At 72.5% G+C, this 22,714-nt stretch carries 16 protein-coding genes and 1 pseudogene; 8 read left to right on the forward strand and 9 right to left on the reverse strand.

Going from position 1 to position 22,714, the window contains the following annotated elements:
- Window positions 1-27: 27 nt before the first annotated feature.
- The 4 genes from AC5L36_RS02095 to AC5L36_RS02110 are packed head-to-tail and all read right to left on the reverse strand — an operon-like array spanning window position 28 to window position 7,258.
- Window positions 28-1,185 carry a VWA domain-containing protein gene (locus tag AC5L36_RS02095; protein WP_441215897.1) on the reverse strand — a complete coding sequence of 386 codons (1,158 nt, stop codon included), beginning with the start codon at window positions 1,183-1,185 and terminating at the stop codon, window positions 28-30.
- Window positions 1,178-3,346, reverse strand: coding sequence for a DUF5682 family protein (locus tag AC5L36_RS02100; protein WP_441215896.1), 2,169 nt, complete (start codon window positions 3,344-3,346; stop codon window positions 1,178-1,180). Before AC5L36_RS02100 ends, AC5L36_RS02095 begins: the two co-directional genes overlap by 8 nt.
- The gene (locus AC5L36_RS02105; RefSeq protein WP_441215895.1) at window positions 3,339-4,400 is read right to left on the reverse strand and encodes an ATP-binding protein; all 1,062 of its coding nucleotides are present in this window, start codon (window positions 4,398-4,400) and stop codon (window positions 3,339-3,341) included. The genes AC5L36_RS02100 and AC5L36_RS02105 overlap by 8 nt, the downstream gene beginning before the upstream one ends.
- The gene (locus AC5L36_RS02110; RefSeq protein WP_441215894.1) at window positions 4,397-7,258 is read right to left on the reverse strand and encodes an SWIM zinc finger family protein; all 2,862 of its coding nucleotides are present in this window, start codon (window positions 7,256-7,258) and stop codon (window positions 4,397-4,399) included. Before AC5L36_RS02110 ends, AC5L36_RS02105 begins: the two co-directional genes overlap by 4 nt.
- A gap of 199 nt (window positions 7,259-7,457) precedes the next feature.
- Here AC5L36_RS02110 and AC5L36_RS02115 point away from each other — a divergent pair.
- The 4 genes and pseudogenes from AC5L36_RS02115 to AC5L36_RS02130 form a co-directional block, all read left to right on the forward strand.
- Window positions 7,458-7,850: pseudogene (locus AC5L36_RS02115) on the forward strand (DedA family protein); the annotation flags it as partial.
- Between the two features lie 241 nt (window positions 7,851-8,091).
- Window positions 8,092-10,413 carry an endopeptidase La gene (gene lon / locus AC5L36_RS02120; RefSeq protein WP_441215893.1) on the forward strand — a complete coding sequence of 774 codons (2,322 nt, stop codon included), beginning with the start codon at window positions 8,092-8,094 and terminating at the stop codon, window positions 10,411-10,413.
- 440 nt (window positions 10,414-10,853) lie between these two features.
- Complete coding sequence (locus AC5L36_RS02125; RefSeq protein ID WP_441216306.1) at window positions 10,854-11,396, forward strand: DUF6230 family protein; 543 nt, start codon at window positions 10,854-10,856, stop codon at window positions 11,394-11,396.
- Window positions 11,368-12,903, forward strand: coding sequence for a DUF6114 domain-containing protein (locus AC5L36_RS02130; RefSeq protein ID WP_441215892.1), 1,536 nt, complete (start codon window positions 11,368-11,370; stop codon window positions 12,901-12,903). Before AC5L36_RS02125 ends, AC5L36_RS02130 begins: the two co-directional genes overlap by 29 nt.
- 174 nt (window positions 12,904-13,077) lie before the next feature.
- Here AC5L36_RS02130 and AC5L36_RS02135 read toward each other — a convergent pair whose 3' ends face one another.
- Complete coding sequence (locus AC5L36_RS02135; protein ID WP_441215891.1) at window positions 13,078-14,748, reverse strand: DUF885 domain-containing protein; 1,671 nt, start codon at window positions 14,746-14,748, stop codon at window positions 13,078-13,080.
- Between the two features lie 133 nt (window positions 14,749-14,881).
- Here AC5L36_RS02135 and AC5L36_RS02140 point away from each other — a divergent pair, with 133 nt between their 5' ends.
- Window positions 14,882-15,859 (forward strand): DMT family transporter, encoded by a 978-nt coding sequence (locus AC5L36_RS02140; protein ID WP_441215890.1) that lies wholly within the window; start codon window positions 14,882-14,884, stop codon window positions 15,857-15,859.
- On the opposite strand, the gene AC5L36_RS02145 is transcribed toward AC5L36_RS02140, so the two are convergent.
- Both AC5L36_RS02145 and AC5L36_RS02150 read right to left on the reverse strand, forming a co-directional pair.
- Window positions 15,807-16,886: a PHP domain-containing protein gene (locus tag AC5L36_RS02145; protein WP_441215889.1), complete on the reverse strand. Its 1,080-nt coding sequence runs from the start codon at window positions 16,884-16,886 to the stop codon at window positions 15,807-15,809. The genes AC5L36_RS02140 and AC5L36_RS02145 overlap by 53 nt on opposite strands.
- Before the next feature lie 9 nt (window positions 16,887-16,895).
- Window positions 16,896-17,876 carry a DUF4034 domain-containing protein gene (locus AC5L36_RS02150; RefSeq protein ID WP_441215888.1) on the reverse strand — a complete coding sequence of 327 codons (981 nt, stop codon included), beginning with the start codon at window positions 17,874-17,876 and terminating at the stop codon, window positions 16,896-16,898.
- Between the two features lie 111 nt (window positions 17,877-17,987).
- Here AC5L36_RS02150 and AC5L36_RS02155 point away from each other — a divergent pair, with 111 nt between their 5' ends.
- Window positions 17,988-19,832, forward strand: a complete 1,845-nt coding sequence (locus AC5L36_RS02155) for a M48 family metallopeptidase (protein ID WP_441215887.1) — start codon at window positions 17,988-17,990, stop codon at window positions 19,830-19,832.
- Window positions 19,833-20,105: 273 nt separating this feature from the next.
- Here AC5L36_RS02155 and AC5L36_RS02160 read toward each other — a convergent pair whose 3' ends face one another.
- Window positions 20,106-21,092 (reverse strand): prephenate dehydrogenase/arogenate dehydrogenase family protein, encoded by a 987-nt coding sequence (locus AC5L36_RS02160; RefSeq protein WP_441215886.1) that lies wholly within the window; start codon window positions 21,090-21,092, stop codon window positions 20,106-20,108.
- Between the two features lie 71 nt (window positions 21,093-21,163).
- Entirely contained in the window at window positions 21,164-21,895 is a 732-nt protein-coding gene (locus tag AC5L36_RS02165; RefSeq protein ID WP_441215885.1) for a M23 family metallopeptidase, read from the reverse strand.
- Between the two features lie 87 nt (window positions 21,896-21,982).
- Between AC5L36_RS02165 and AC5L36_RS02170 the strand changes: the two genes are divergently transcribed.
- Both AC5L36_RS02170 and AC5L36_RS02175 read left to right on the forward strand, forming a co-directional pair.
- Window positions 21,983-22,330 carry a hypothetical protein gene (locus AC5L36_RS02170; RefSeq protein ID WP_441215884.1) on the forward strand — a complete coding sequence of 116 codons (348 nt, stop codon included), beginning with the start codon at window positions 21,983-21,985 and terminating at the stop codon, window positions 22,328-22,330.
- An 85-nt stretch (window positions 22,331-22,415) separates the two neighbouring features.
- Window positions 22,416-22,583, forward strand: a complete 168-nt coding sequence (locus AC5L36_RS02175) for a hypothetical protein (protein WP_441215883.1) — start codon at window positions 22,416-22,418, stop codon at window positions 22,581-22,583.
- The last annotated feature ends 131 nt before the right edge of the window (window positions 22,584-22,714 follow it).

The raw sequence follows: 22,714 nt of genomic DNA on the forward strand, positions 1-22,714 counted from the left end.
CGCGGCCTCACCCTGCGCGGTGCAAGATCAAGCCCCGGACGCGAAGCGCTCGGCGAACGCACGCAGGTCGCGGCGCTCGATCGCCGCCGCCATCAGGTCGGGGAAGGCATCCGGCGTGCACGCGAACGCGGGCACGCCCAGCGACGCCAGTGCGGCCGCGTTGTCGTGGTCATACGCCGGGGCGCCCTCGTCGGAGAGCGCGAGCAGCACCACCACCTGGACGCCCGCCTCCACCAGCGCGGCGATTCGCCGCAGCATCTCGGCCCGGATGCCGCCCTCGTACAGGTCGCTGATCAGCACGAAGATGCTGTCGCGCGGGCGGGTGACGAGCTCCTGGCAGTAGGCGATCGCCCGGTTGATGTCGGTGCCGCCGCCGAGCTGGGTGCCGAAGAGCACCTCGACCGGGTCGTGCAGCTGGTCGGTCAGGTCGACGACCGCGGTGTCGAAGACGACGAGCGACGTGCGGAGCGAGCGCATCGACGCGAGCACCGCCGCGAACACTCCTGAGTAGACGACCGAGGCGGCCATCGACCCGGACTGGTCGACGCAGAGGACGACGTCGCGCTGCACAGCCGTGGTGCGCCGCCCGTATCCGACCAGGCGCTCCGGCACGATCGTGCGGTACTCCGGCTGGTAGTGCTTGAGGTTGGCCCGGATCGTACGGTCCCAGTCGATGTCGGCGTGGCGCGGGCGGTTGACGCGCGTTGCGCGGTTGAGCGCGCCGGTGACCGCGGCCTTGGTCTTGTTGGCGATGCGCCGCTCCAGCTCGTCGACGACCTTGCGCACCACCTGGCGGGCGACGTCTTTGGTCTGGTCGGGCATGACCCTGTTGAGCGAGAGCAGCGTGCCCACGAGGTGCACGTCGGGCTCGACGGCGTCGAGCATCTCCGGCTCCAGCAGCAGGCTGGTGAGGTTGAGCCGCTCGATCGCGTCGGACTGCATGATCTGCACGACGGTGCTGGGAAAGTACTCGCGGATGTCGCCCAGCCACCGCGCCACCTGGGGTGCGGACGCGCCGAGACCGGCCGAGCGCTGGCGCCGGGAGCCTTCGGCGTCGCCCGAGCCCGAGTCGTAGAGCGCGGCCAGCGCCGCGTCCATGGCCGCCTCGTTGCCGCCAAGCTCACCCAGCGACTCTTCGGCCGCGCCGCCGAGCACCAGCCGCCACCTGCGCGAGCGCTCATCCATGGCGAATCTCCCGTCCGAGCAATGTGGAGAGTGTGGGCAGGACGAGGGCGGCCCGCTCGTGGTCGATCTCGGCGGCGACCGCCTCGGCGGTGACCCCGCCGCGTACCCGCTCGCCGATCGAGCGCCGCTCGGGCGGGGCGAACGTGCCGAACGTGCGGCGCAGCAACGGCAGCACGTCGGTGAACGAGTCGGCCGCCACTTCGGAAAGCCACTCGTCCACAAGGGACAGCAGGGCCGCGTCGTGTACGAGCAGCAGGCCGCCGCCCGCCAGGAAGCCCTCCACCCAGTGCGCCGCGTGCGCCGGTGGCGTACCCGCGGTCAGCACCAGGCCCATGCGGCGCCGGGTCTCGCCGGCGCCGAGGCGGTCGGCGTCGTACAGCAGGCGGGTCAGCCGGCCCGTGATCAAGCCGTGGACCTGGTCGGAGGCGGCGAGCCCAGCGAGCGTGTCGAGCCACCGCTCGCGCATCTCCGGCTGGTCGAGCAGCCCCAACGCGCCGTGTACCGCGTCGATCTGCGTGCGCAGCGAAGCGGCCGCCTCGTCGGAGAGGGACGCGACCGCGCCGGGCAGCCCGACGCAGATGCGCACCAGCAAACCCTCGGCGACCGTACGCAGCGCGCTCACGTCGGTGCCGCGCACGTCGCCGTAGCGCAGCGTGCGGGCCAGCGGCGGCACCGCGCCCATCAGGTGTGCCACGTCGGTGTCGAGCGCGGCGCGGGTGTCGAGCGCGTGGAGCACCGCCGGGGTCGCCTCGGGCAGGTCGGCGAGCAGGCACACCTCGACGAGCGGCGTCACCTCGGCGAGCGTCTCGGCGGCGCGGGCGGCCTCGGTGACCTTGGCGGTGGCGGCGCTGGGCACGGTCGTGCCGTATCCGCCCGCCTCGACCACCGCGACCGCGAACTCCGGCAGCCACCGCAGCCGCCACTCCTCGCGGAACGTCCCCTTGCCCCGGGTGCCGCCCAGCGGCTCGCCCCACGGGATGCCGAGCAGCCGCAGCCGGTGCAGCAGCCGGCTGCGGGCCAGGTCGATCTCGCGGCGTAGGTCGAGGTCGAGGGCGCGTTCGAGGGCCTCGGCCTTGAGGCGGAGGCTGCGCTGCTGCGCGGCCAGGTCGCGGGCCAGCGGCACCGCGGGCATGTCATCCGGCACCTCGCCGAGGCGCTCGCTCACGACCAGCCGCCGGCCGATCAGCTCGACCCGCAGCTCGTCGCCGTCGCAGAGCACGGCGCGGGTCGCCTCGGTCAGCTCGGCGAGCCCGGCCAGCGGGCGGCCGCGGAGCGTGGCGAGCGCCTCGGTGAGCCGGACCGCCTCGATGACGTGCGCGGACGACGTCGGCACACCCTCTTCGCGCAGGATGCCGGCGGCCGCCACCAGCCACCGCGTCACCACTTCGTCGGGCGTGGTGAAGAGATGGTGGTACCAGCCGGGCGAGCGCACGCCCGCGCCGTAGCCCTGCCACGACGCCAGCCGCCCGTACGTCCACGGCACCCAGGTAAACGTGACCTTGGTCTTCTTGCGCCCCTTGAGCAGCGCGGTGTCGTGTGCGGCGGTGACCTTGGCGGTCAGCGCCGGCACGTGCCACGCGCCGCAGACCACCGCCACGTTGTCGTGCGACTTGCGCACCTCGCGGAGCACACCGCGCATGTACGCCTCGCGTACCAAGTCTTCGGGGTCCTCTTCGGACTCGGCGCGGATCGCCGCCATGGCCTCGCCGATCGCCTCGAAGGCCGGCGCGCCCCGGTGCTCGACGACGTCTTCCCACCAGCGCTCGGGGTCGTCGTAGCCGGCGGCGCGGGCGAGGTCGCCGATCGGGTCGGCCGGGCGTTCGGGCCGCTCGGCCTCCTCGCGACGCGACAGGCGATAGGCGTAAGGAAGATCGAAAAACCGCACTGGTACGCCGTGGGCGCCCGCCCACCGCATCGCCTGCCACTCCGGCGAGAAGACGGCGAACGGCCAGTACGCCGCCTGGCGCGGATCGTCGGCGGCGTAGCCGAGCAGCGCCACCGGCGGCTCCAGCCGCTCGTCGGCGACCCAGCGCACCAGCTCGTCGGCCTCCGGCGGCCCCTCGATGAGCAGCACGTCGGGACGCTGCTCGTCGAGCGCGCGCAACACCGCCCGCGCCGATCCGGGGCCGTGATGGCGTACGCCGTAGAACTGCTCAGGCATCGCGCGCGGCGCGGTAGAAAGCGGACCAGCCGTCGCGCTCGCGCACGACCGTCTCCAGGTACTCCCGCCACACCACCGTGTCGGTCGTCGGGTCCTTCACCACCGCGCCGACGATGCCGGACGCCACGTCGCGCGGGCGGAGCGTGCCGTCGCCGAAATGCGCGGCCAGCGCCCAGCCGTTGGTGATGACCGAGATCGCCTCGGCGGTGGAGAGCGTGCCGGTGGGCGACTTGAGCTTGGTGCGCCCATCCTCGGTGAGACCGGTGCGCAGCTCACGGAAGACGGTGACCACGCGGCGGATCTCCTCCAGCGCCGGCGGCACCTCGGGCAGCTCCAGCGAGCGGCCGAGCTGTGCCACCCGGCGGGCCACGATGTCGACCTCTTCGTCGGCGGAGGCCGGCACCGGCAGCACCACCGTGTTGAACCGCCGGCGCAGCGCGCTGGAGAGCTCGTTGACGCCCCGGTCGCGGTCGTTGGCCGTGGCGATGATGTTGAAGCCCTTGACCGCCTGCATCTCGCTGCCCAGCTCGGGGATCGGCAGCGTCTTCTCCGACAGGATCGTGATCAGCGTGTCCTGCACGTCGGAGGGGACCCGGGTCAGCTCCTCGACCCGCGCGATGCCGCCGTGCTCCATCGCGCGCATCACCGGGCTCGCCACGAGCGCCGCGGCCGTCGGGCCCTCGGCGAGCAGGCGGGCATAGTTCCACCCGTAGCGGATCGCCTCCTCGGGCGTGCCGGCCGTGCCCTGCACGAGCAGCGTCGAGTCGCCGGAGATCGCCGCGGCGAGGTGCTCGGAGACCCAGGTCTTGGCCGTGCCCGGCACGCCGAGCAACAGCAGCGCCCGGTCGGTGGCGAGCGTGGCGACCGCGACCTCCATGAGCCGGCGTGGCCCGATGTACTTAGGCGTGATCTTGCCGCCGTCGCCGAGCAGGTAGGTCACCACGGCCTGCGGCGACAGCCGCCAGCCGGGCGGGCGCGGCCGGTCGTCCTCGGCGGCGAGCGCGGCCAGCTCGTCGGCGAACAGCTGCTCGGCGTGCGGTCGCATTACCGTCATCGAAGCTCCTCGTACATCTCGCGGCGGAAGGTCAGAGCGGCGGCCAACTGCGCGACGGCGATGGCCTGGCGGGTCGGCGGGTCGGCGGCGTGCAGGGCCTCGGCGAGCGCGGCGGCCCGGCCGGCGAAGCTCACCGGCATCGAAGGAGCGGCGGTGCGGCACAGCTCGCCGATGTGCCACGCGTGGCGCTCGCCGGCGGCCAGCACCTTGATCGCGTCGAGCACGGCCACGGCCAGGTCGTCCGGCCAGGGCCCGGTCTGCATGGCGAGCAGCCGGTGCGCGCGGATCGGATCGCGGCCCAGCGCCTGCGCGGCGTACCGGGCCAGCGCCTCCGGCGGCAGCGCCTCGTAGAGCTGTGCGGTCAGCGCCTCGTCGTAGGGGTCCTGGTCCTTGTTGACCGGGCGGGACATCTCGTCGGCCAGCACGGTGACCCAGGCCGGGTCGCGCTGCACGACCGCGGCCCGAGCGAGTCCCTTGTGGAGGGTCGGGCCCCAGTGGTCGGCGACCGGCAGGGCGAGCACCTGGTCGGCGGTGCGCGCGAAGGCGGTGGTCCAGGTATCCAGCGGGGTGCGCGCCAGGATCTCCTCCAGCAGCCAGGCCTGCGGACCGATGCCCCGCGGCGGCTTGGGCTGCACGCCGTCGCGCCGCATCGCGGCGTCGCACTCGCCGGGCGGGGTGACCACGAGCCGGTCGCGACCCAGCGCGCGGCGCTCGATCCGCACGCAGGCAAGCGCGCGCTCGGCCATCCGCTGGCTCAGCGCCGAGCCGGGGAGCATGGAGAGCAGGTCGGCGGCGACCGCGCGCACCTCCTTGCGCCGGTCGTCGAGCGCCCGCTCCAGCAGCGGCTCGTCGGCTAGGGACAGCCCGGTGGCCAGGGCGCCGAGCAGCCGGGCACGGTCGTCGGGGTCTTCGATGTCGAAGGTCTCGCTCAGCAGCGCGAGGCCGGCGGCCGGGTCGGTGGCCCGCACGGCGGCCAGGTAGGCCAGGCGCTGGCCCGGTGTGCCGGTCGCCCAGTCTTGCGGATCGGGATCGGCGGTCGCCTCGGTCAGCAGGTAGCGCCAGTCGGCCCGCCGGGCGGCGAGCCAGCCGCCGCGGCGACCGGCGACGGCGCCGAGCGCAGGGCGCAGGGCGGTGCGCCGCCGGCCCGCGTCGAGCAGCGGCGGCAGCAGCTCGGGCGGCACCCGATAGCCCAGGTCGGCCGCGTGGCCGAGCCAGTCGCCGAGCAGGCCGAGCGCCACCTCGGTGCCGCCGGGCACGCCGCCGTCGCTGAGCAGCAGGGCGAGCCGGCGTCCGGCGGCGGCCGGCACCTGCGGGGCGATCTCGTCGGGCGCCGGCTCGATCGGCAGCCGGCCGGGCACGGGCGTGACACCGGCCCGCGCGTAGGCCAGTGCGACCGCGGCGCCCTCCAGCAGCCCGGACGGCCCGCGCCCGCCGAGCAGCACCCCGCCGACCGCCCCTCCCTCGTACGGCCGGCGCTCGGTGCCGACGAGCGCGGCGGAGAGCAGGTCGGGCGGCAGCTGGGGACCGCGCCGGTCGCCGGTGGGGCCGATCGGGGCCGGCACGTATCGCCCGTCGGGCCAGGCGGCGAGCGGCCGGAACCCGCCCGGACCGTACTCCCCGGCCAGCGTCACTGGGCGGCCACCGCTCCCGGCGAGCAGCCACCATGGCTGGTCGTATCCGGCGCTGAGCGGCAGCGCGTCACCGGCCGCGTCGACGAGGTGCCCGTCGTCGGTGAGCGTCACGCCGCCGAGCAGCATCGGCACGTTTTCACACCACGGCTCCGCCGCCACCGCCGCGGACCAGCCGGCGAGCGCCGCCGCGACGCCGACCGCCCCTGCTGGCGGCCCCTCCGGCTGGAGCGTGGCGTGCCGCTCCGCGACGAGCGCGCGCATCGGCAGGTTGCCCGGGTGCCAGCACAGGTCGGCGTCGAGGATCGTGCCGGGCACCACGTCGGCCGGAAACGCCTGCCCGATCGGCGTGAACGCGAGCAGCAACGCGAACCGCCCCGACTCCTCGCCGTGCAGCCAGGTGCGCCGGGTCGCCAGCCGCTCGTCGGCGAGGTCGACCTGGCCGAGCACGTGCCAGCGGTCGCGAACCCGGGGGCCGGCCAGCACCTCGTCGGTGGGCACCGGGATGCCGACCCGGGACCGCACGGTGGCGGCCAGCGGCGCGGGCAGCTCGTCGAGCCGGGCATGCGACGCGACGAGCAGGCGCAGGAGGGCCAGCTCGCCGAGCAGCCGGTCGGCCCAGTGCTGACCGACGCCGGCGATCCGTCCCAGGCGGCGCACCGCGTTGGCCGCACCGGGTGCCTGTGCGTCGACAAGGCGCGCGGCCATCGCCTCATACGGCCCGTAGCCGGACCGCTCGGACCCGGCCAGCCCATGGGCGACCTGGTCGGTGAGCCACCGGTCGAGCTCGTCGAGGCCGGCCGTGATCCGGTCGGCGCGCTGCTCGGCCCGCTTACGCGCGGCCTCCGGGTCAGCCGAGCCACGGGGTGCCGGGGCGGTGGCCGGGGTACGCGCCGCGCGGGCGGCTCGGGACGCCCGCCACTCGGCGACCCAGTCGGGTGCCGCCGCGTCGGGTGCGCCGCCGGCCGACCACAGCAGCATCAGGCCGAGCGCGTGCTTGCAGGGAAACTTGCGGCTCGGGCAGGAGCACCGGTATGCCGGCTCGGTCAGGTCGACGCAGGCCTGGTAGGGATGCTTGCCGCTGCCCCGGCACAGCCCCCAGAGCACGTCGTCGTCGCGCCCCGTGACCTCCCACTTCGTGGCGGCGCTGACCCCCTGTGCGGCGCGCGCGGAGCTGGTATCCGGAGCGAGCGCGAGCACCTGCGCGGTGCTCCACCGTTCGATCGGCACCGCAGAAATGTAGTGCGCCCGTGCGACATCTCGGGGGCCCACCCCGAGACGATCTCAGGGTCGGTTACCGGGGCCGCTCCGGGCCGCGGCCCTGATGTGCGGATATAGATACGCCCATAGCGTCATTGGCATGACGGAGTGGCTGGGGTGGGTCGGGGAGCTGCCGACGGTGGTCTTCACCGTGGCGCTGAGCGTGATCATGGTGCTCGACGCGATTCCCCTGGTGGGCATCCTGGTGCCCAGCGACGTCGTGGTGCTGACCGCGCTCGGCGCCCGCGGGCCGCTCGGCGGGGGCAGCGTCTTCCTGGCCATCGTGGTCGGCTGCCTGGCCGGCTGGTCGCTGGTCTTCCTCGTCGGGCGGCAGCTCGGCGACCGGGTTCGAGGCGGGCGTATCGGGGGTTGGATCGGCGAGGCCCGGTGGGCCGCCGCCGAGCGGGCGCTCCGCCTCGAAGGTGCCCGGATGGTCATGGTGGCGCCGTTCCTGCCGGTCCTGAACACCTTGGTGCCGCTGGCCGCCGGCGGGCTCCGGATGTCGTACCGCAGCTTCCTCCGCTCGGCCACGCTCGGCGCGGCGCTGTGGGGCGTCCTCTACGTCGGCCTCGGCATGCTCGGGCAGGCGGTGGGCGGCGTGCTCGGCGGCACCACCACCACGATGGTCGCCACGATCGCCGTCGGCCTCGGCTTCGGCTGGGTCGCCCTCTTCGGCGCCCGCCGCAGGCTGGCCATTGCGGAGCCGGCTGTGGCAGCGATCACAAATGAGGTACTGGATGGAACAGAGCGCACCGTTCGTAACTTGAGCCGTACAAGCTCAACTCAAGGACGGGGCGAACCTCATGACGACACTTCCGGTTCTGCCATTGACCGACGCGGTGCTGCTGCCCGGCATGGTCATCCCGGTCACCCTCGACACGACGACACAGGCCGCGATCGACGCCGCCCGTACGTCGGCCGGCAAGAAGCTGCTGGCCGTGCCGCGGCTCGACGGCGAGTACGGCTCGGTGGGCACGATCGCGACGATAGAGAAAGTTGGACGGCTCCCTACCGGCGAGCCCGCGGCGGTGATCCGTGGTCTCGCGCGGGCGCGTATCGGCTCCGGCGTGCCGGGTCCGGGTGCGGCCCTCTGGGTGGAGGCGGCCGAGCTGACCGAGGCGCCGCCCTCCGCTAAGGCGAAGGAGCTGGCCCGCGAGTACAAGGCGCTGGTTTCCGCCCTGCTGCAACGCCGCGGTGCGTGGCAGGTCATCGACGCGGTAGAGCGGATGACCGACCTCTCCGAGCTGGCCGACTCGGCCGGCTACGCCCCCTGGCTCTCCAACGAGCAGAAGGTCGAGCTGCTGGCGGCCACCGACGTGACCGCCCGGCTGGAGCTGCTGGTCGGCTGGGTCCGCGAGACGATCGCCGAGCAGGAGGTCACCGAGCGGATCAACGAGGACGTCCGCGAAGGGCTGGAGAAGTCGCAGCGGGAGTTCCTGTTGCGCCAGCAGCTCGCCGCCATCCGCAAGGAGCTCGGCGAGGAGGAGCCGGACGGCTCCGCCGACTACCGCTCCCGGGTCGAGGCGGCCAACCTCCCGGAAAACGTGCACAAGGCCGCGCTCGCCGAGGTCAGCAAGCTCGAACGGGCAAGCGACCAGTCGCCGGAGGCGGGCTGGATCCGCACCTGGCTGGACACCGTCCTCGAGATGCCGTGGAACACCCGTACCGAGGACAAGACCGACCTCGGCGCGGCACGCGAGGTGCTCGACGCGGACCACGCCGGCCTCGCCGACGTGAAGGACCGCATCCTGGAGTACCTGGCGGTGCGCAACCGCCGTGCCTCCCGCGGCCTGCACGTGGTGGGCGGCCGTGGCTCTGGCGCCGTGCTGGCCCTCGCCGGCCCGCCCGGCGTCGGTAAGACAAGCCTCGGTGAGTCGGTCGCGCGGGCCCTGGGCCGCAAGTTCGTCCGGGTCTCGCTCGGCGGAATCCGGGACGAGGCGGAGATCCGTGGCCACCGGCGTACCTACGTCGGCGCGCTACCCGGCCGCATCGTCCGCGCGCTGCGCGAGGCCGGCTCGATGAACCCGGTCGTGCTGCTCGACGAGGTCGACAAGCTGAGCGTCGGCTTCGCCGGCGACCCGGCCGCGGCCCTGCTCGAGGTGCTCGACCCGGCGCAGAACCACACGTTCCGCGACCACTACCTCGAGGTCGACCTGGACCTGTCCGACGTGCTCTTCCTCGCCACGGCCAATGTGATCGAGACCATCCCCGGCCCGCTGCTGGACCGCATGGAGCTCGTCACGCTCGACGGTTACACAGAGGAGGAAAAGGTCGCCATCGCGCGCGACCACCTGCTGCCGCGGCAGCTGGAGCGGGCCGGCCTGACGGCCGACGAGGTCACGATCGCCGACGAGGCGCTGCGCGAGATCGCCGCCGAGCACACACGCGAGGCGGGGGTGCGGCAGCTGGAGCGCGCGCTCGCGAAGGTGCTGCGCAAGGTCGCGGTCGCGCTGGCGGACGGCGGCGAGCCCATCCGGGTCGACGCCGGCAACCTGGCCACCTACCTGGGCCGGCCGCGGTTCACCCCGGAGACGGCGGAGCGCACGGCGGTGCCTGGCGTGGCCACCGGTCTCGCGGTGACCGGTGCGGGCGGCGAGGTGCTCTTCATCGAGGCCACCGCCATGGAGGGCGAGCCGGGGCTGACCCTGACCGGCCAGCTCGGTGACGTGATGAAGGAGTCGGCGCAGATCGCGCTGTCCTACCTGCGCTCGCACGGCGCGGAGCTGGGCATCGACGCGGCTTCGCTGGCCAAGCGCCGGATCCACGTGCACTTCCCGGCCGGCGCGGTGCCGAAGGACGGCCCGAGCGCGGGCATCACGATGGTGACGGCGCTGGCGTCGCTCGCTTCGGGACGCCCGGTGCGTCCGGAGGTCGGCATGACCGGTGAGGTCACGCTGGCTGGGCGGGTGCTCCCGATCGGCGGGGTGAAGCAGAAGCTGCTCGCCGCCCACCGGGCCGGGCTGACCGAGGTGATCATCCCGGCGCGCAACGAGCCCGACCTGGACGACGTGCCGGAGGCGGTGCGCGAGGCGCTCACGATCCACACGTTCGGTGACGTCGCCGACGTACTCGAACTGGCCCTGCGGCCGGCGGAGGAGCGGGCTCCGGCTCTCGTCGCCGCCTGACGAATCCCTTTCGCAGACCCCGCTCCGCGGTTCCGGCCGCGGGGCGGGGTCGCTGTCGTTACGGAATCGTAACTACTCGACAAATCCACTACGGCGGGTGAGCGCTGTCGTACCCGATGGTCGCTTAAGGTGGATTTGTCACCCCTGATCTGGTCATTAGGGCATAACAGCAGGTGACAGGTCCCGAATCAGTCTTCCACGAAAGTGTTACCAACCAGTAGCAAGGGTCTTGTGACCCGGGTCGCTTCGCGAGAACATCGGCACCGCGCTTGCTACCGGCTGGTAATGGCAGGAGCGGCCCTGATACGCGTTCCCCCACGCTCCCATCCGCCGCCGGCGCTTCCGTCGCGCTGGTGGCACCCATCGAGGAGGACCTTGTGAAGGATCCGCAAGGCAATCTGGTGCAGGGGCGCACCAGATGGCGGCGCTTCGCCGCGCTGATGGTCCCGGCGGCAGCTCTCGCCGGCGCCATCATCTTCGGCATGGCCAACGGCGCGATCGCCGCGTCGTTCAGCGTCTCGGGCCAGACCTTCAAGGTCTCCGCCAGCAAGCTGGAAGGTGACGGCTTCACGCAGTACGGCGGTGTCGCCAAGGAGAAGGACGGCACCCAGCACCCGGTCGCCATCTCCGGGATCAAGAGCGCGAAGCTGTACGACCTGTGCCAGTCGGTGAAGGTGCCCAACCTCCCGGTCGTGCTGACCATCAACGCGGGCGGCGACGGCGACCCGGCTACCGCCACCGACCTTCTGCTCGACGTGACAGAGCTGCGTGGCGACGCGACGTTCACCAACATCGACATCGGTGTGGACGCCTCCGACGTCGGCGGCCAGTCGGGTGCCTTCGGACAGCGTGCCCAGAAGGTCGTCATCACCGACCTCCAGCAGGAGGCGTGGTCGACCACCGCCGGCACGTTCACGCTGAAGGGCCTGAGGTTGAAGGTCAACGTGGGCGCCGATGCGAAGGAATGCTTCTACTGGCAGTAGTCGGCACGGGCCCGCGGAGCGATCGCCTTCGCGGGCCCTGTCCCGGCCCGGCCGTCGAATCTCTCCTTTGGAGGAGCTGGTGACTTCCCCGACGCCGCAGCACGCGAAGAGCAGCCCCCTTGCCCGCGGCTGGCGGGGTTTTCGCGTGTGGCGGCGGACCCGACCCTTCTGGGGCGGCCTGTTCACGATCCTCGCCGGCCTGGAGATCTTCGCGACCACGCAGGGGAGCCTGGGTGGCCTGACGTTTCAGATGGGTCCGACCGGATTCCTGTCCTGGCTGATCCCCACGATCCTGGTCGCCTGCGGCGTGCTGATGTGGGTGTCGCCGGGCCAGCGCCTCTTCTACGCGATCGTCGCCGCGATGACCGCCGTCTTCTCCCTCATCGGGGTCAACCTCGGCGGCTTCTTCATCGGTCTGCTGCTCGGCATGGTGGGCAGCGCGCTGGGCTTCGCCTGGACGCCGGTCGCGCCACCCGAGCCGGCGCCGGCCGGGAGCGAGCCGGATGCCGCGGAGGAGCCGGAGCCGGCCAACGAGGCCACAGTGGACAACCTGCTGGACGGGCCCGAGACGCCGCAGCGGCGCGACCACTGGCAAGGGTCCGATGTAGACACGACCGGCGAGATCCCAACGCAGCGGCCCGGTCCGGGCCGGTCTCAGCTCTACACGATCGCCGTCGTGCTGATGAGCCTGGCGTTGACCGGGGCGGTGATCCTGCGCGGCGGCACGCCGGCGCACGCGGCGCCCTGCAAGCCCGAGGCGCCGCCCGCCACGCCCACACCGACCCCGTCCGCCACGCCCACGCCCACCCCGGCGCCGGAAGGCGGCACCGAGGAAGGCGGCGGCAACATCATCGGCGACATCATCGAAGGTATCGGCGACCTGATCGGGATCGGTGGTGGAAACGAGAAGGCGCCGGCCGCCGAGGCCTCCCCGACTCCCACCCCGAGCGGCACGCAGGCGCCCGGCAAGCCGGCCGACCCCACGCCCACACCCACCTGCCCGCCAAGCGGCGCACCTGGTGCCGAAGAGCCTGGCGACGACGAGAAGCCGATCCTCACCCGGGTGGTCGAACCGCCGGCGGACATCGAGGCGATCAACCGCGTCCCGTCGATCATGACCGGCTCCAAGCTGACCAACTACAACCTGGAGTACCACGGCGTGACCGACCTCCCGCTGCGTGGCGGCGGCACGATGAAGGTGCTCTGGTTCAACATGACGAAGGCGGTGACGGACGACTTCGAGCTGAAGCCGACCGTCCCCAACAATCGCCGCATGTCGATCAAGGCGAAACCGCTGACCGTCGAGGGCACCGTGCGGTTTTTCACGCCGCGCTTCGCCGGCAAGCTGCTCGGCCTGCCCCAGGTCTACACGCCGACCGCGCCGCCGCCGCTGATCCCGGGCGTCCCGGTGCCGGTGCTCCCGATCGTCTTCACCGATGTCGAGATCCAGCTCGCCTACGTCGACTGCAAGACGCTCACCGCCAAGGACCTCGTCAACACGCCTTAGATCTCGCGTGCTTCGTCACGTAGGCCGCCGGCCGGCGCGGGCGAGGATGCGCGCACCTTGCCGCGAGCGCGGGAGGTGACGTTGCGTGAGCGGACGTCGCGGCAGCTCGAATGTCGATTTTGGATTTGACCTTCTCGAAGCGACGGGCGCCGAAGCCGGACTCCGAAAGGGTCCCTAGAGGCGGGACATCGCGGCCTTGAAGGGGTCGAGGCCGAGCGAGCCGAGGTTGAGCGCTTCGCGGTGAAACTCCTTGAGGTCGAAGTCGGCACCCTTGCGCGCCTTGGCGTCGTCTCGGGCCTGTAGCCAGATGCGCTCGCCCACCTTGTACGCCGGGGCCTGGCCGGGCCAGCCGAGGTAGCGGTTGAGCTCGAAGCGGAGGTTTTCGTCCGGCACCCGGCAGTGGGCGCGCAGGAACTCCCAGCCCAGCTCCGGCGTCCACCGCTCACCCGGGTGGAAGCCGAACGGGTTGTCGCGCGGGATCTCCAGCTCCAGGTGCATGCCGATGTCGACGATGACGCGGGCGGCCCGGAACGCCTGGCCGTCGAGCATGCCGAGCTTGTCACCCGGGTCCTCGAGGTAGCCGAGGTCGTCCATCAGCCGCTCGGAGTAGAGCGCCCAGCCCTCGCCATGCCCGGAACACCAGCTGAGCAGGCGCTGCCAGCGGTTGAGCAGCTCGGCCCGGACCAGCGTCTGAGCGATCTGGAGGTGGTGGCCCGGCACGCCCTCGTGGTAGACGGTCGTGACCTCGCGCCAGGTGGAGAACGCGGTGATGCCCTGCGGCACCGCCCACCACATGCGGCCGGGACGGGCGAAGTCTTCGCTCGGCGCGGTGTAGTAGATGCCGCCGTCGCTGGTCGGCGCCAGGCAGCACTCGATGCGGCGGACCGGCTCGGGGATGTCGAAGTGGGTGCCGTGCAGGTCGACGAGCGCCTTGTCGGCGAGGGCCTGCATCCAGTCGCGGAACGCCTCCTTGCCCTCGATCCGGCGGGCCGGGTCGGCGTCGAGCGCGGCGACGGCGTCGTCGATCGAGGCGCCCGAGCCGGCGATGCGGGCGGAGACCGCGCGCATGTCCGACTCCAGGCGGGCCAGCTCCTCGAACCCCCACGCGTACGTCTCGTCGAGGTCGACGCGCGCGCCCAGGAAGTAACGGGAGGCGAGCTGGTAGCGCTCGCGCCCGGCGGCCTGCTTTTCCCGCCCGAGCGGCGCCATGGTCTTGCGCAGGAACTCGCCGAACGCGGCGGTCGCGGCGGTGGCCGCGGAGGCGCCCCGCTTGAGCTCGGCGGTGAGAGTGTCGCCGGCGTCGAGCCCGTCGACGAACCCGTGGAAGAAGTTGTCGGCGTCCGGGTCGGTCCAGCTGTCGCACTGCTTGGCGACCTCGATCATCTGGGCGCGCGGGCTCACGTGGCCGGCCTCGGCCGCCTCCCGCAGCGTCACCTTGTACTGCTCCAGGGCGGCCGGGAACTGGCTCAGGCGGGCAGCGATGTTGGCGACCGCCTCTTCGCCCTCGCTCGGCATCAGATCGAAGACCATGCGCAGGCCGTGCAGCGCGCTCGCGATCACGTTGAGCTCGCTGGCGGCCTCTCCCGCGTCGTACCGCTCCAGCTCCAGGCCGAGCCGCTCGGCCATCGCCTCCTTCGCGACGCGCTCGGGCTCGGTGACCGGCTCGGTCGCGTCGATCGCGGCCAGCGTGCGGCGGGTCAGGTCGGCCTGGGCCGCGAATCCGCTCGGCGAAAGGTCGTCCAGCTTGTCGTCGTAGCCCTTGATGCCGGCATAGGTGGCGCCGGTCGGGTTGAGCGCGGCCCACTCGTCGACGTAGCGGTCCGCGAGGTCATCGATTCGTCCCACGGTGCGACCCTACGCGACGCCCCTGTCGTGCGCCTTGCCATTGCCTGTCACCCCGAAACGCTCCGAGTGACAGCCATCACCAGGTCCGAAAAGCGCGGGACTTTCGTCGTACCCCTGCGGCAGAGTGTCAGGAGTGTCCACCGCTACCGCTCCTGACAGGCTCAGTCTTCGGGCCTTCCTGCCGGGTTACCTGGCCCTGGCGGTGATCTGGGGTGCCAGCTTCCTGTTCATCAAAATCGGTGTGCGCGAGCTACACCCGCTCTACCTCACGCTCTTCCGGGTCGGCACGGGCGCGCTGACGCTGCTCGTCGTGCTCGCGGTCACGCGTGTCCAGCTGCCCCGCGACCCTAAGCTCTGGGCCCACCTGACCGTCGCCGGCGCGATCGGTGTGGCGCTGCCGTTCACCCTCTTCGGCTACGGCGAGGAGCGGGTCTCCTCGGTGCTCGCCGGCATCTGGAATGCGACGACCCCGCTCATCGCGCTGCCGATGGCGGTGTTCGCGTTCCGCACCGAGCGGCTGACGAGCCGGGGAGCGGTGGGCGTCGGGCTCGGCTTCGCGGGAGTGCTGACGATCCTCGGCGTGTGGGAGGGCGTCGGCGGCTCCCACCTCACCGGGCAGCTCATGTGCTTCGGGGCGGCGGCCTGCTACGGCTTCGTCATTCCGTACATGAAGCGGTTCGTCGCCGGGCGGTCCGAGTCGGGCGTGGCGCTGTCGGCGGCCCAGCTTGTCGCCGCGACGGTGCTGCTGGCCATCGTGACGCCGCTGCTGGTCGGCGCGCCGCCGGCACCGGCGAGCCTCTCGTTCGACGTGATCGGCAGCGTGCTCGCGCTAGGCGCGCTCGGCACCGGCCTCGCGTTCGTGATCAACATGCGCAACATCCGGCTCGCCGGGGCCAGCACCGCGTCGACCGTCACCTACGTGATCCCAATCGCGGCCACGGTCATCGGCGTGCTCGCGCTCGACGAGCGGCTGTCGTGGTATCAGCCGGTGGGCGCGGTCGTCGTCCTCGCCGGCGTGGCGGTGTCGCAGGGCCTGGTGCGCCGCCGCAAGCCGCCGGTCAGCCGTGCGAGCGAGCCCATTCGACAAGCCGCTCAGCAGGCCAGCTATTGACGACGTGCTCGGGGAGCACGCCGCAGAGCGCCGCCCGCTCGCAGCCAAAGCGCTGCCAGTCGAGCTGACCCGGCGCGTGCGCGTCGGTGTCGATGACGAACGAGCAGCCGGCCTCCAGGGCCTTGCGGATCAGGCGCTTTGGCGGGTCTTGCCGCTCCGGCCGTGAGTTGATCTCGACCGCCTTGCCGTGCTCGGCGCAGGCGGCGAAGACCGCGTCGGCGTCAAACTGGCTCTCCGGCCGGCCGGACTTGCTCGCCCGGCGGTGGCCCCGGTCACCCTCGCCCTCGGCGCCCTTCGGCCGCTTGGTGACCATGCGCCCCGTGCAGTGACCGAGGATGTCCAGGTGGGGGTTGGCGATCGCGGTCAGCATCCGCCTGGTCATCTTGGCGCTCTCGTCACGCAGGCCACTGTGCACCGAGCCGACCACGACATCGAGCCGGGCCAGCAGCTCCTCGTCCTGGTCGAGCGAGCCGTCGGCCAGGATGTCGACCTCGATGCCGGTGAGGATGCGAAAGCCGGCGGGCAGCGCCTCGTTGACCGCCGCCACGTAGTCGAGCTGCTTGCGCAGCCGGTCGGCGGTCAGGCCGCGCGCGACGGTCAGGCTTGGCGAGTGGTCGGTCAGCACCATGTACTCGTGGCCGAGCTCGACCGCCGCGAGCGCCATCTCCTCGATCGGCGAGCCGCCGTCGGACCACTCGGAGTGGGTATGGCAGTCGCCCTTGAGCGACTGGCGCAGCTGTGACGCCGCGTCGTCGAGGTCGACGCCCTCGGTGGCCAGCAGGCGCCGGAGGTACACCGGCTCCTCGCCGGCGAGCGACTCGCTCACGCAGCGCGCGGTCACGTCGCCCACGCCGGAGAGCTTGGTGAGCGTGCCTTCCGCGGCGCGGCTCGCCAGCTCCTCGGCGGGGAGCGCGGCGAGGGCCTTGGCGGCCGAGCGAAACGCGCGCACCCGGTAGGTCGCCTCGTTGGCGCGCTCCAGCAGAAAGGCGATGCGCCGCAGGTCGGCGACGGGGTCTCGGGTGGTCACGCCCCGAACCTACCGTCCCCCGCCGTACGCGTTCAGGTAGTAGTCGACCGGGTCGCCGCCGCCCATGTAGTGCCACGGGTGGTCGGTGATGTACGTGTAGCCGATCAGCTTGAACTGGTCGATCGCCGCCTGCATGTCGCCGCACTGCCAGAACGCGAAGGCGAACGAGTTGTGCAGCTTCGGCCAGCCCGGGCGCGGCTGGTACGACGGGTGCCAGATCGACCGCTGCGCGGCGGCCCGGATCTCGGCGCCCACCTCGGGGCGCTTCATGTACTCGACGTCTTCGCCGCTGGGCAGGTCGAGCCACATCTCGATGTGCGCCTCGACAAGGCCGCCGTGCAGCTGCGAGCCGGGCGGGGCGTACCCGGAGGTCTGCCGCGCGAAGGCGAACATCTGCTCGTGGCTGCCGAACCACTTGCGGCACAGGTACTGCTGCATCGCGCCGTGTGCCCACTTGTGCGTCGGGTGGCGCTTGACCACGTCCTGGAAGCGGCGCTGCTGCTCCTCGAGGTCCACCTGCCGGCCGACACCGGAGGTGAGCAAGAACGCGCGGGCGGTGGTGTCGTACTGGTCGCGGTCGGCCACCTCGTCGAGGCAGTTTTCGGCGAACCGCAGTCGCTTGAAGAACAGGTCGAACTGCTCCCGCTGGGTGGCCTCGGCGCGGGCCGAACCGCGCGCCTCCCAGGCCCAGAAGACACCGTGCGCGCCCTGCACGAGCAGCGGGAGCGTGGACTGCGGCTCGGCCGCCACCCACTCGCCGATCCAGTCCTGCACGCCGTCGACGTCGGCGCAGACGGAGATGTAGAAGGCGTGGTCGTCGGGGTCGCGCACGGACTGGAGGAAGCCGCGCGCGGACGCCCAGTCGCGCCGCTCCATCGCGGTGATCAGCTGCCGCGCGGCCGGGTCGCGCTGGGCTTTGTCGATGGTCGGCCGCGACGCGTCGCTCGCCTGCTGGCTCTGATCCGGCCGTTTCCTGGAGAACAGCCCCATGATCGTTTCCTCCCCGTATCGACGACCCTGGGGACTCTACCGGGCTGGACGGGGTTGCCGAGAAAAGATCAACTCGGTACTGTCCGCACGTTTCCACGGGGAGGAAAGCGCATGGTCGCCGCAGTACGCGCCGGTGCGTCAGTGCTCATGCTCGCCGGCTTCTATCTCGTCGCGCTCATACAGGTCGTCGCCGCCATCGCGTTCGGCGTCTGGCTGAGCACCCTGATGCCCGGCGGTCTCGCCGTCAAGCTCATCGGGCCGGTGCTGATCGCCGCGATCGGATCCGTGGCCATCGGGCTGTGGAAGGCGGCGCGCGCGAAGCCGAAGCCGCCGGAAGGGCTTAGCGTCGGCCCGGATCAGGCGCCCGAGCTGTGGCGCACCGTGCACGAGCTCGCACACGTCGTCGGCACCCGGGTGCCCAACGAGATCCGGCTCGTGCCGGACGTCAACGCCGCCGTGTACGAGGAGGCACACCTGCTCGGCCTGATCGGCGGGCGGCGCACCCTCTACATCGGACTGCCCTTGCTCCTCGCGTTCACCGTCGACCAGCTCCGGGCGGTGCTCGCGCACGAGCTCGGCCACTACTCGCACTCGCACACCCGGCTCGGCGCGATCGCGTACCGGGGACGGCTCGCGATCGGCGGCACGATCAGCCGGATCGGGCAGTACAACGTGGCGGGCTGGGTTTTCAAGGGATACGCCCGGCTGTACCTGCTGGTCGACAACGCCTCCTCCCGCCGGCAGGAGCTGGAGGCCGACCAGGCGGCGGTCCGCGCCGCCGGCCGGGCCGCCGCGGCCAGCGCGCTGCGCGAGATCCCGGTCGTCGACGCGGTTTGGGGCTTCTACTTCCGGCGGTACGTCGAGCCGGGCTGGGAATCGGGGTACGCGCCGGACGACCTCTTCGGCGGGTTCGCCGAGCTGATCGCCGCGCGCAAGGACGAGCTCGAAGAGCTGCGCGGGCAGGAGCCGCCGAGCGAGGGATCGGTGTGGGACACGCACCCGCCGATCGGCGAGCGGATCGGCGCGATCGCCGCCACACCCGAGGTCGCGCGTCCGGCGGACGGCCGCCGGGCCGGCGTGCTGCTGCCCGACCTGCGTGGCGCGGGGCGGGCGATGCAGACCAGGATGCTCAACGTCGGCGACCGGCAGGTGCTGCCGTGGGCGTACTTCACCGCGGCCACCGCCACCACGACGATGCAGCGCGAGGCGGACGCGGTCTTCCGGGCGATCGGCCGCGCGGTCGGCGCCCACCAGCTCGGCCTGTCCGCGCTGCTCGACATCGTCGCCGCCAACCGGCTCGGTGCCGCGGCGGAGAGCCTCTTCCCGGACGCCACCCGGCGCGAGGTGCCAAAGCGGTTCACCGACACGATGGCCATGCTGATCGCGCTCGCCGCGGTCCGGTCCAATGTGGCCTATTGGCAGCACTCGTGGACCGGGCCGGCCCGCCTCGTCGGCCGCGACGGCCAGCCACTGCCGACCGCGGAGATCGCCGCGCGGGCCGTGTCGCCGCAGACCGTGGGTGAGGCCCGCGCCTGGCTTGCCCACCTCGGCATCGACCCCGGCAGCGCGGTGGTGGTCGAGCAACGGGCCAGCGCGACCGGCGCGGGCGTGATCGCCGCGATCGCCAACGTGAAGGTCGACGGCGTTGAGCACGACCTGCTGGTGCTGGACAAGGGGCTGGTGTTCGTCGGCGACCCGGGCAAGTCCGACAAGGGGAAGGCCCGGCTGGAGGAGCTGGTCGGGTCGGCGCCGGCGGACGAGATCGCCAAGCGCCACCGCTTCCTGCCGTACGAGGAGGTCACCTCGTTCGCCGTCACCAAGAGCGTCCCGCTGCGCGCCGACATCACACTGCACAGTGGACAGACGATCTCGGTGCAGGAGGCGTGGAGCAGCGAGCTGATCACCAAAAACAGCCGCGACGTCCTCGTCGACGTGCTGAAGCGGGTCTCCGACTAGCAGATCTGAGCTACCGCGATGTCCGTCGGGGGTTTCGGCTGGCTCCGCGAGCCGCCGGCCGGGAGCGGGCCGCGGGCATCCGCCCGACAAAGCTCCACCCGGTGGGCTTGCGGCGCGGACCAGGCAGCGTGGGTCGGGGATCTCGGCGAGCGCCAGCTCGCCGCCGACCCGCGCGGTCTCCGGCGGGAGCGGCGGTCCGCAGCTGACACGGACCCGGGCACACTCAAGCTTGAGGCACACCAGACGGCATCACCTTGATCCCGAAACAATCTCCTAGTCGTCGGGGGGAGTGGGGCGGACGGCGGTCACCGAGCGGCGGTCTTGCGCGACCGCGGTGATCCAGCCGCCGGCGCGGCCGAGCCGGATCAGGGCGTCGGAGCGGGCCGGGAGGTCGAGCGTGGTGCCCGGCTTGGGCGGCCAGGCGGCGCGGGCGGCCGCACCGGGCTTGAGCCAGGCCGTCAGCTCGCCGATCGGGTCGGCGCCACCGAGGGCGGCGCGGGCCTGGGTCAGGGCTTCGAGCACCGCGTCGAGGGCCGGCCCCACCGCGTCGGCGTTGCCACCGCACATCGCGGCGACGAGCTCCGGCCGCGCGGCCGCGACCCGGGTGCCGTCGCGAAACGACCCGGCGGCCAGCGCCGCGGCGAGCGGGTCGGTCGCGCTGGCCGCGAGCGCGGCGGCCAGCAGGTGCGGCACATGGCTGACGATCGCCACCGCCCGGTCGTGTTCGTCGGCCGTCGCCGGCACCACGCGGGCACCAAGCCCGGTGAGCAGCGTGGCCAGCTCGAGCCAGTCGGGCAGCGAGGTCTCGCGCGGCTCCAGGCAGAGCACCCACGCGCAGCCGGTGAAGAGGTCGGGGTCGGCGGAGGTGAAGCCGGAGGTCTCCCGCCCGGCCATCGGGTGCCCGCCGACGAACCCGGCCAGCCGGTGTAGCCGGCGCCCGACCAGGTCGCGGACCGGCCCCTTGACCGATGTGACGTCGGTGACGAGTCCCGAGTAGCCGGCCTTGCCCAACTCGTCGAGCACGGTGTCGAAGGCGGGCAGCGGCACCGCGATCACCACAAGCTCGGCGCTGGCGACCGCGTCGCGCACGGTCGGCGCGACCTGCCACCGCGCGCTGGCCGGTGCCTTGGCCGCGGCGGTACGCGCGGTGGCCCGGGTGGCCGGGTCGGCGTCGTAGCCGAGCACCCGGTGCCCGGCTCGGGCGAGCGCCCGCAGCGTCGATCCCCCGATGAGTCCCAGCCCGATCACCGCGATGTCCACGCGGGAGACTTAAGCACACCCCGCTGTGGGGTGGTTACTGAGATCTCCGCCGGGGCGCGGTCTGGTAGTGCCTAGGGCTCGCTGGGGCAGCCGTTGCTCGCCTTGTACGACGCGACCTTGCTCACCGGCGAGGTGCTCTTCTTCTTGCGCCAGTCGTTGAGGAACGGGGCCGGCCAGACCACGCCTCGGCGGATCCACCAGTCGCCCGTGCGCTTGCACACCGGTGAGACGCCGAAGTGCAGGTGGCAGACGTTGTTGGCGTTACCGGTCTTGCCGACCGTGCCGAGCCGCTGACCGGCGCGGACCCGGACACCCGCCTCGATGCCGGACTGCACCACGGTCAGGTGTGAGCCGTAGTAGCGCACGCCGTCGTCGCCGAGCAGCGACACGGACAGGCCGCCGTTGTAGGGGCCCTGCACGCCGGTCTTCGAGTACTTGTCGACGCGGCTCACCTCGAGCACCTTGCCGTCGGTGACCGCCACGACCGGCTCGCCGCAGTCGGCGAAGATGTCGGTCGCCGGGTAGCCGGAGTGGGTCGGGTGATAGGACACGTTGCTGGCCTGCACCGGAAACACGTACTTCCACTTGCCGGCGGTGGCCTTGGCGGGGCTGCTCTTGGACGGGGTCGGCTTTGGCGATGGTGTGGGCGTCGCGCTCGGCGTGGGCGTCGGCTCCGGCGCGGCGGTCGTCGGGTCGGCCGCGGCCGTGGTGGCCGGTGGCTGCTCCCAGGCGACCGGCTCGCCGGCCTCGGGCGCATCCTGCGCGCAGCCGGCCGCCAAGGCGCCGGCCAGCACCACGATCATCGACGCTCGTATCCGTCGTCCCGAAAGCACCCGGCCATACTGGCAGACGAGCCTGGGTCCCGCCGACCCGGCGGGTAGGCTGCCTCTATGGCGGACCACTTTCCGCGTACCCCGTCGGGGTTGTTTCCGTCCCGGCCGCCGCGCCCCACCTACCGCGAGCCGCACCGCGTGCGGGGTGGTGCGCTGAGCGCCGGGCTGGGCGCGGGCGCCGCCTGGATGCTCTTCCTCGGGCTGCTCGGCAGCGATCTGCGCAGCTACGTCTGGTGGTCGGTGCTCGCGGGCGCCGTGGCCTGGTCGGTGGCCTTGATCCTCAGCCGGCAGGGTGACCGGGGCGTGGCCGCGGGCGTCGCGATCAGCGTCGGAGTGGCCTGGTCCGCGGCCGCCATCGCGGTCGCCGTGCGGTGGGGGATGACCGGCGACTGGCCACTTTGGTAGGCGTTGGGTAGGCGTTCTGTTAACTCGTCGTTGCGTGGCGCACCCGGGCTTGACGAAGGGCGCCACCGCTCGGCATCCTCGCGGCATGGCCTGGACAGTGGAGCGGCTCGACCCCGACCGAAGCCGCCGCCGGCTCCAGCTCCTCGCGGAGCTCGCCAGCGCGAAGTCGGTGCGGGATCGCGAGCGCCCTCGGCGACTGCGCGGAGATCGGCTGCGGGAGCTGATCGCCACGCGCCGGCGCCTGGCGAGCTGAGCGGAGCCCTCGAGGCAATTCATCGGGGCGTTGTGCGGCCAGTCGCCGATCGGAGCGGCTACCGTCACGCGTAGCGGAAACAACGGCCGTGGGATGCCGCCGGCCCACGCGGTTGGTTAACACTGAGCTTG

The organism is Phytohabitans sp. LZ39 (assembly GCF_059359075.1).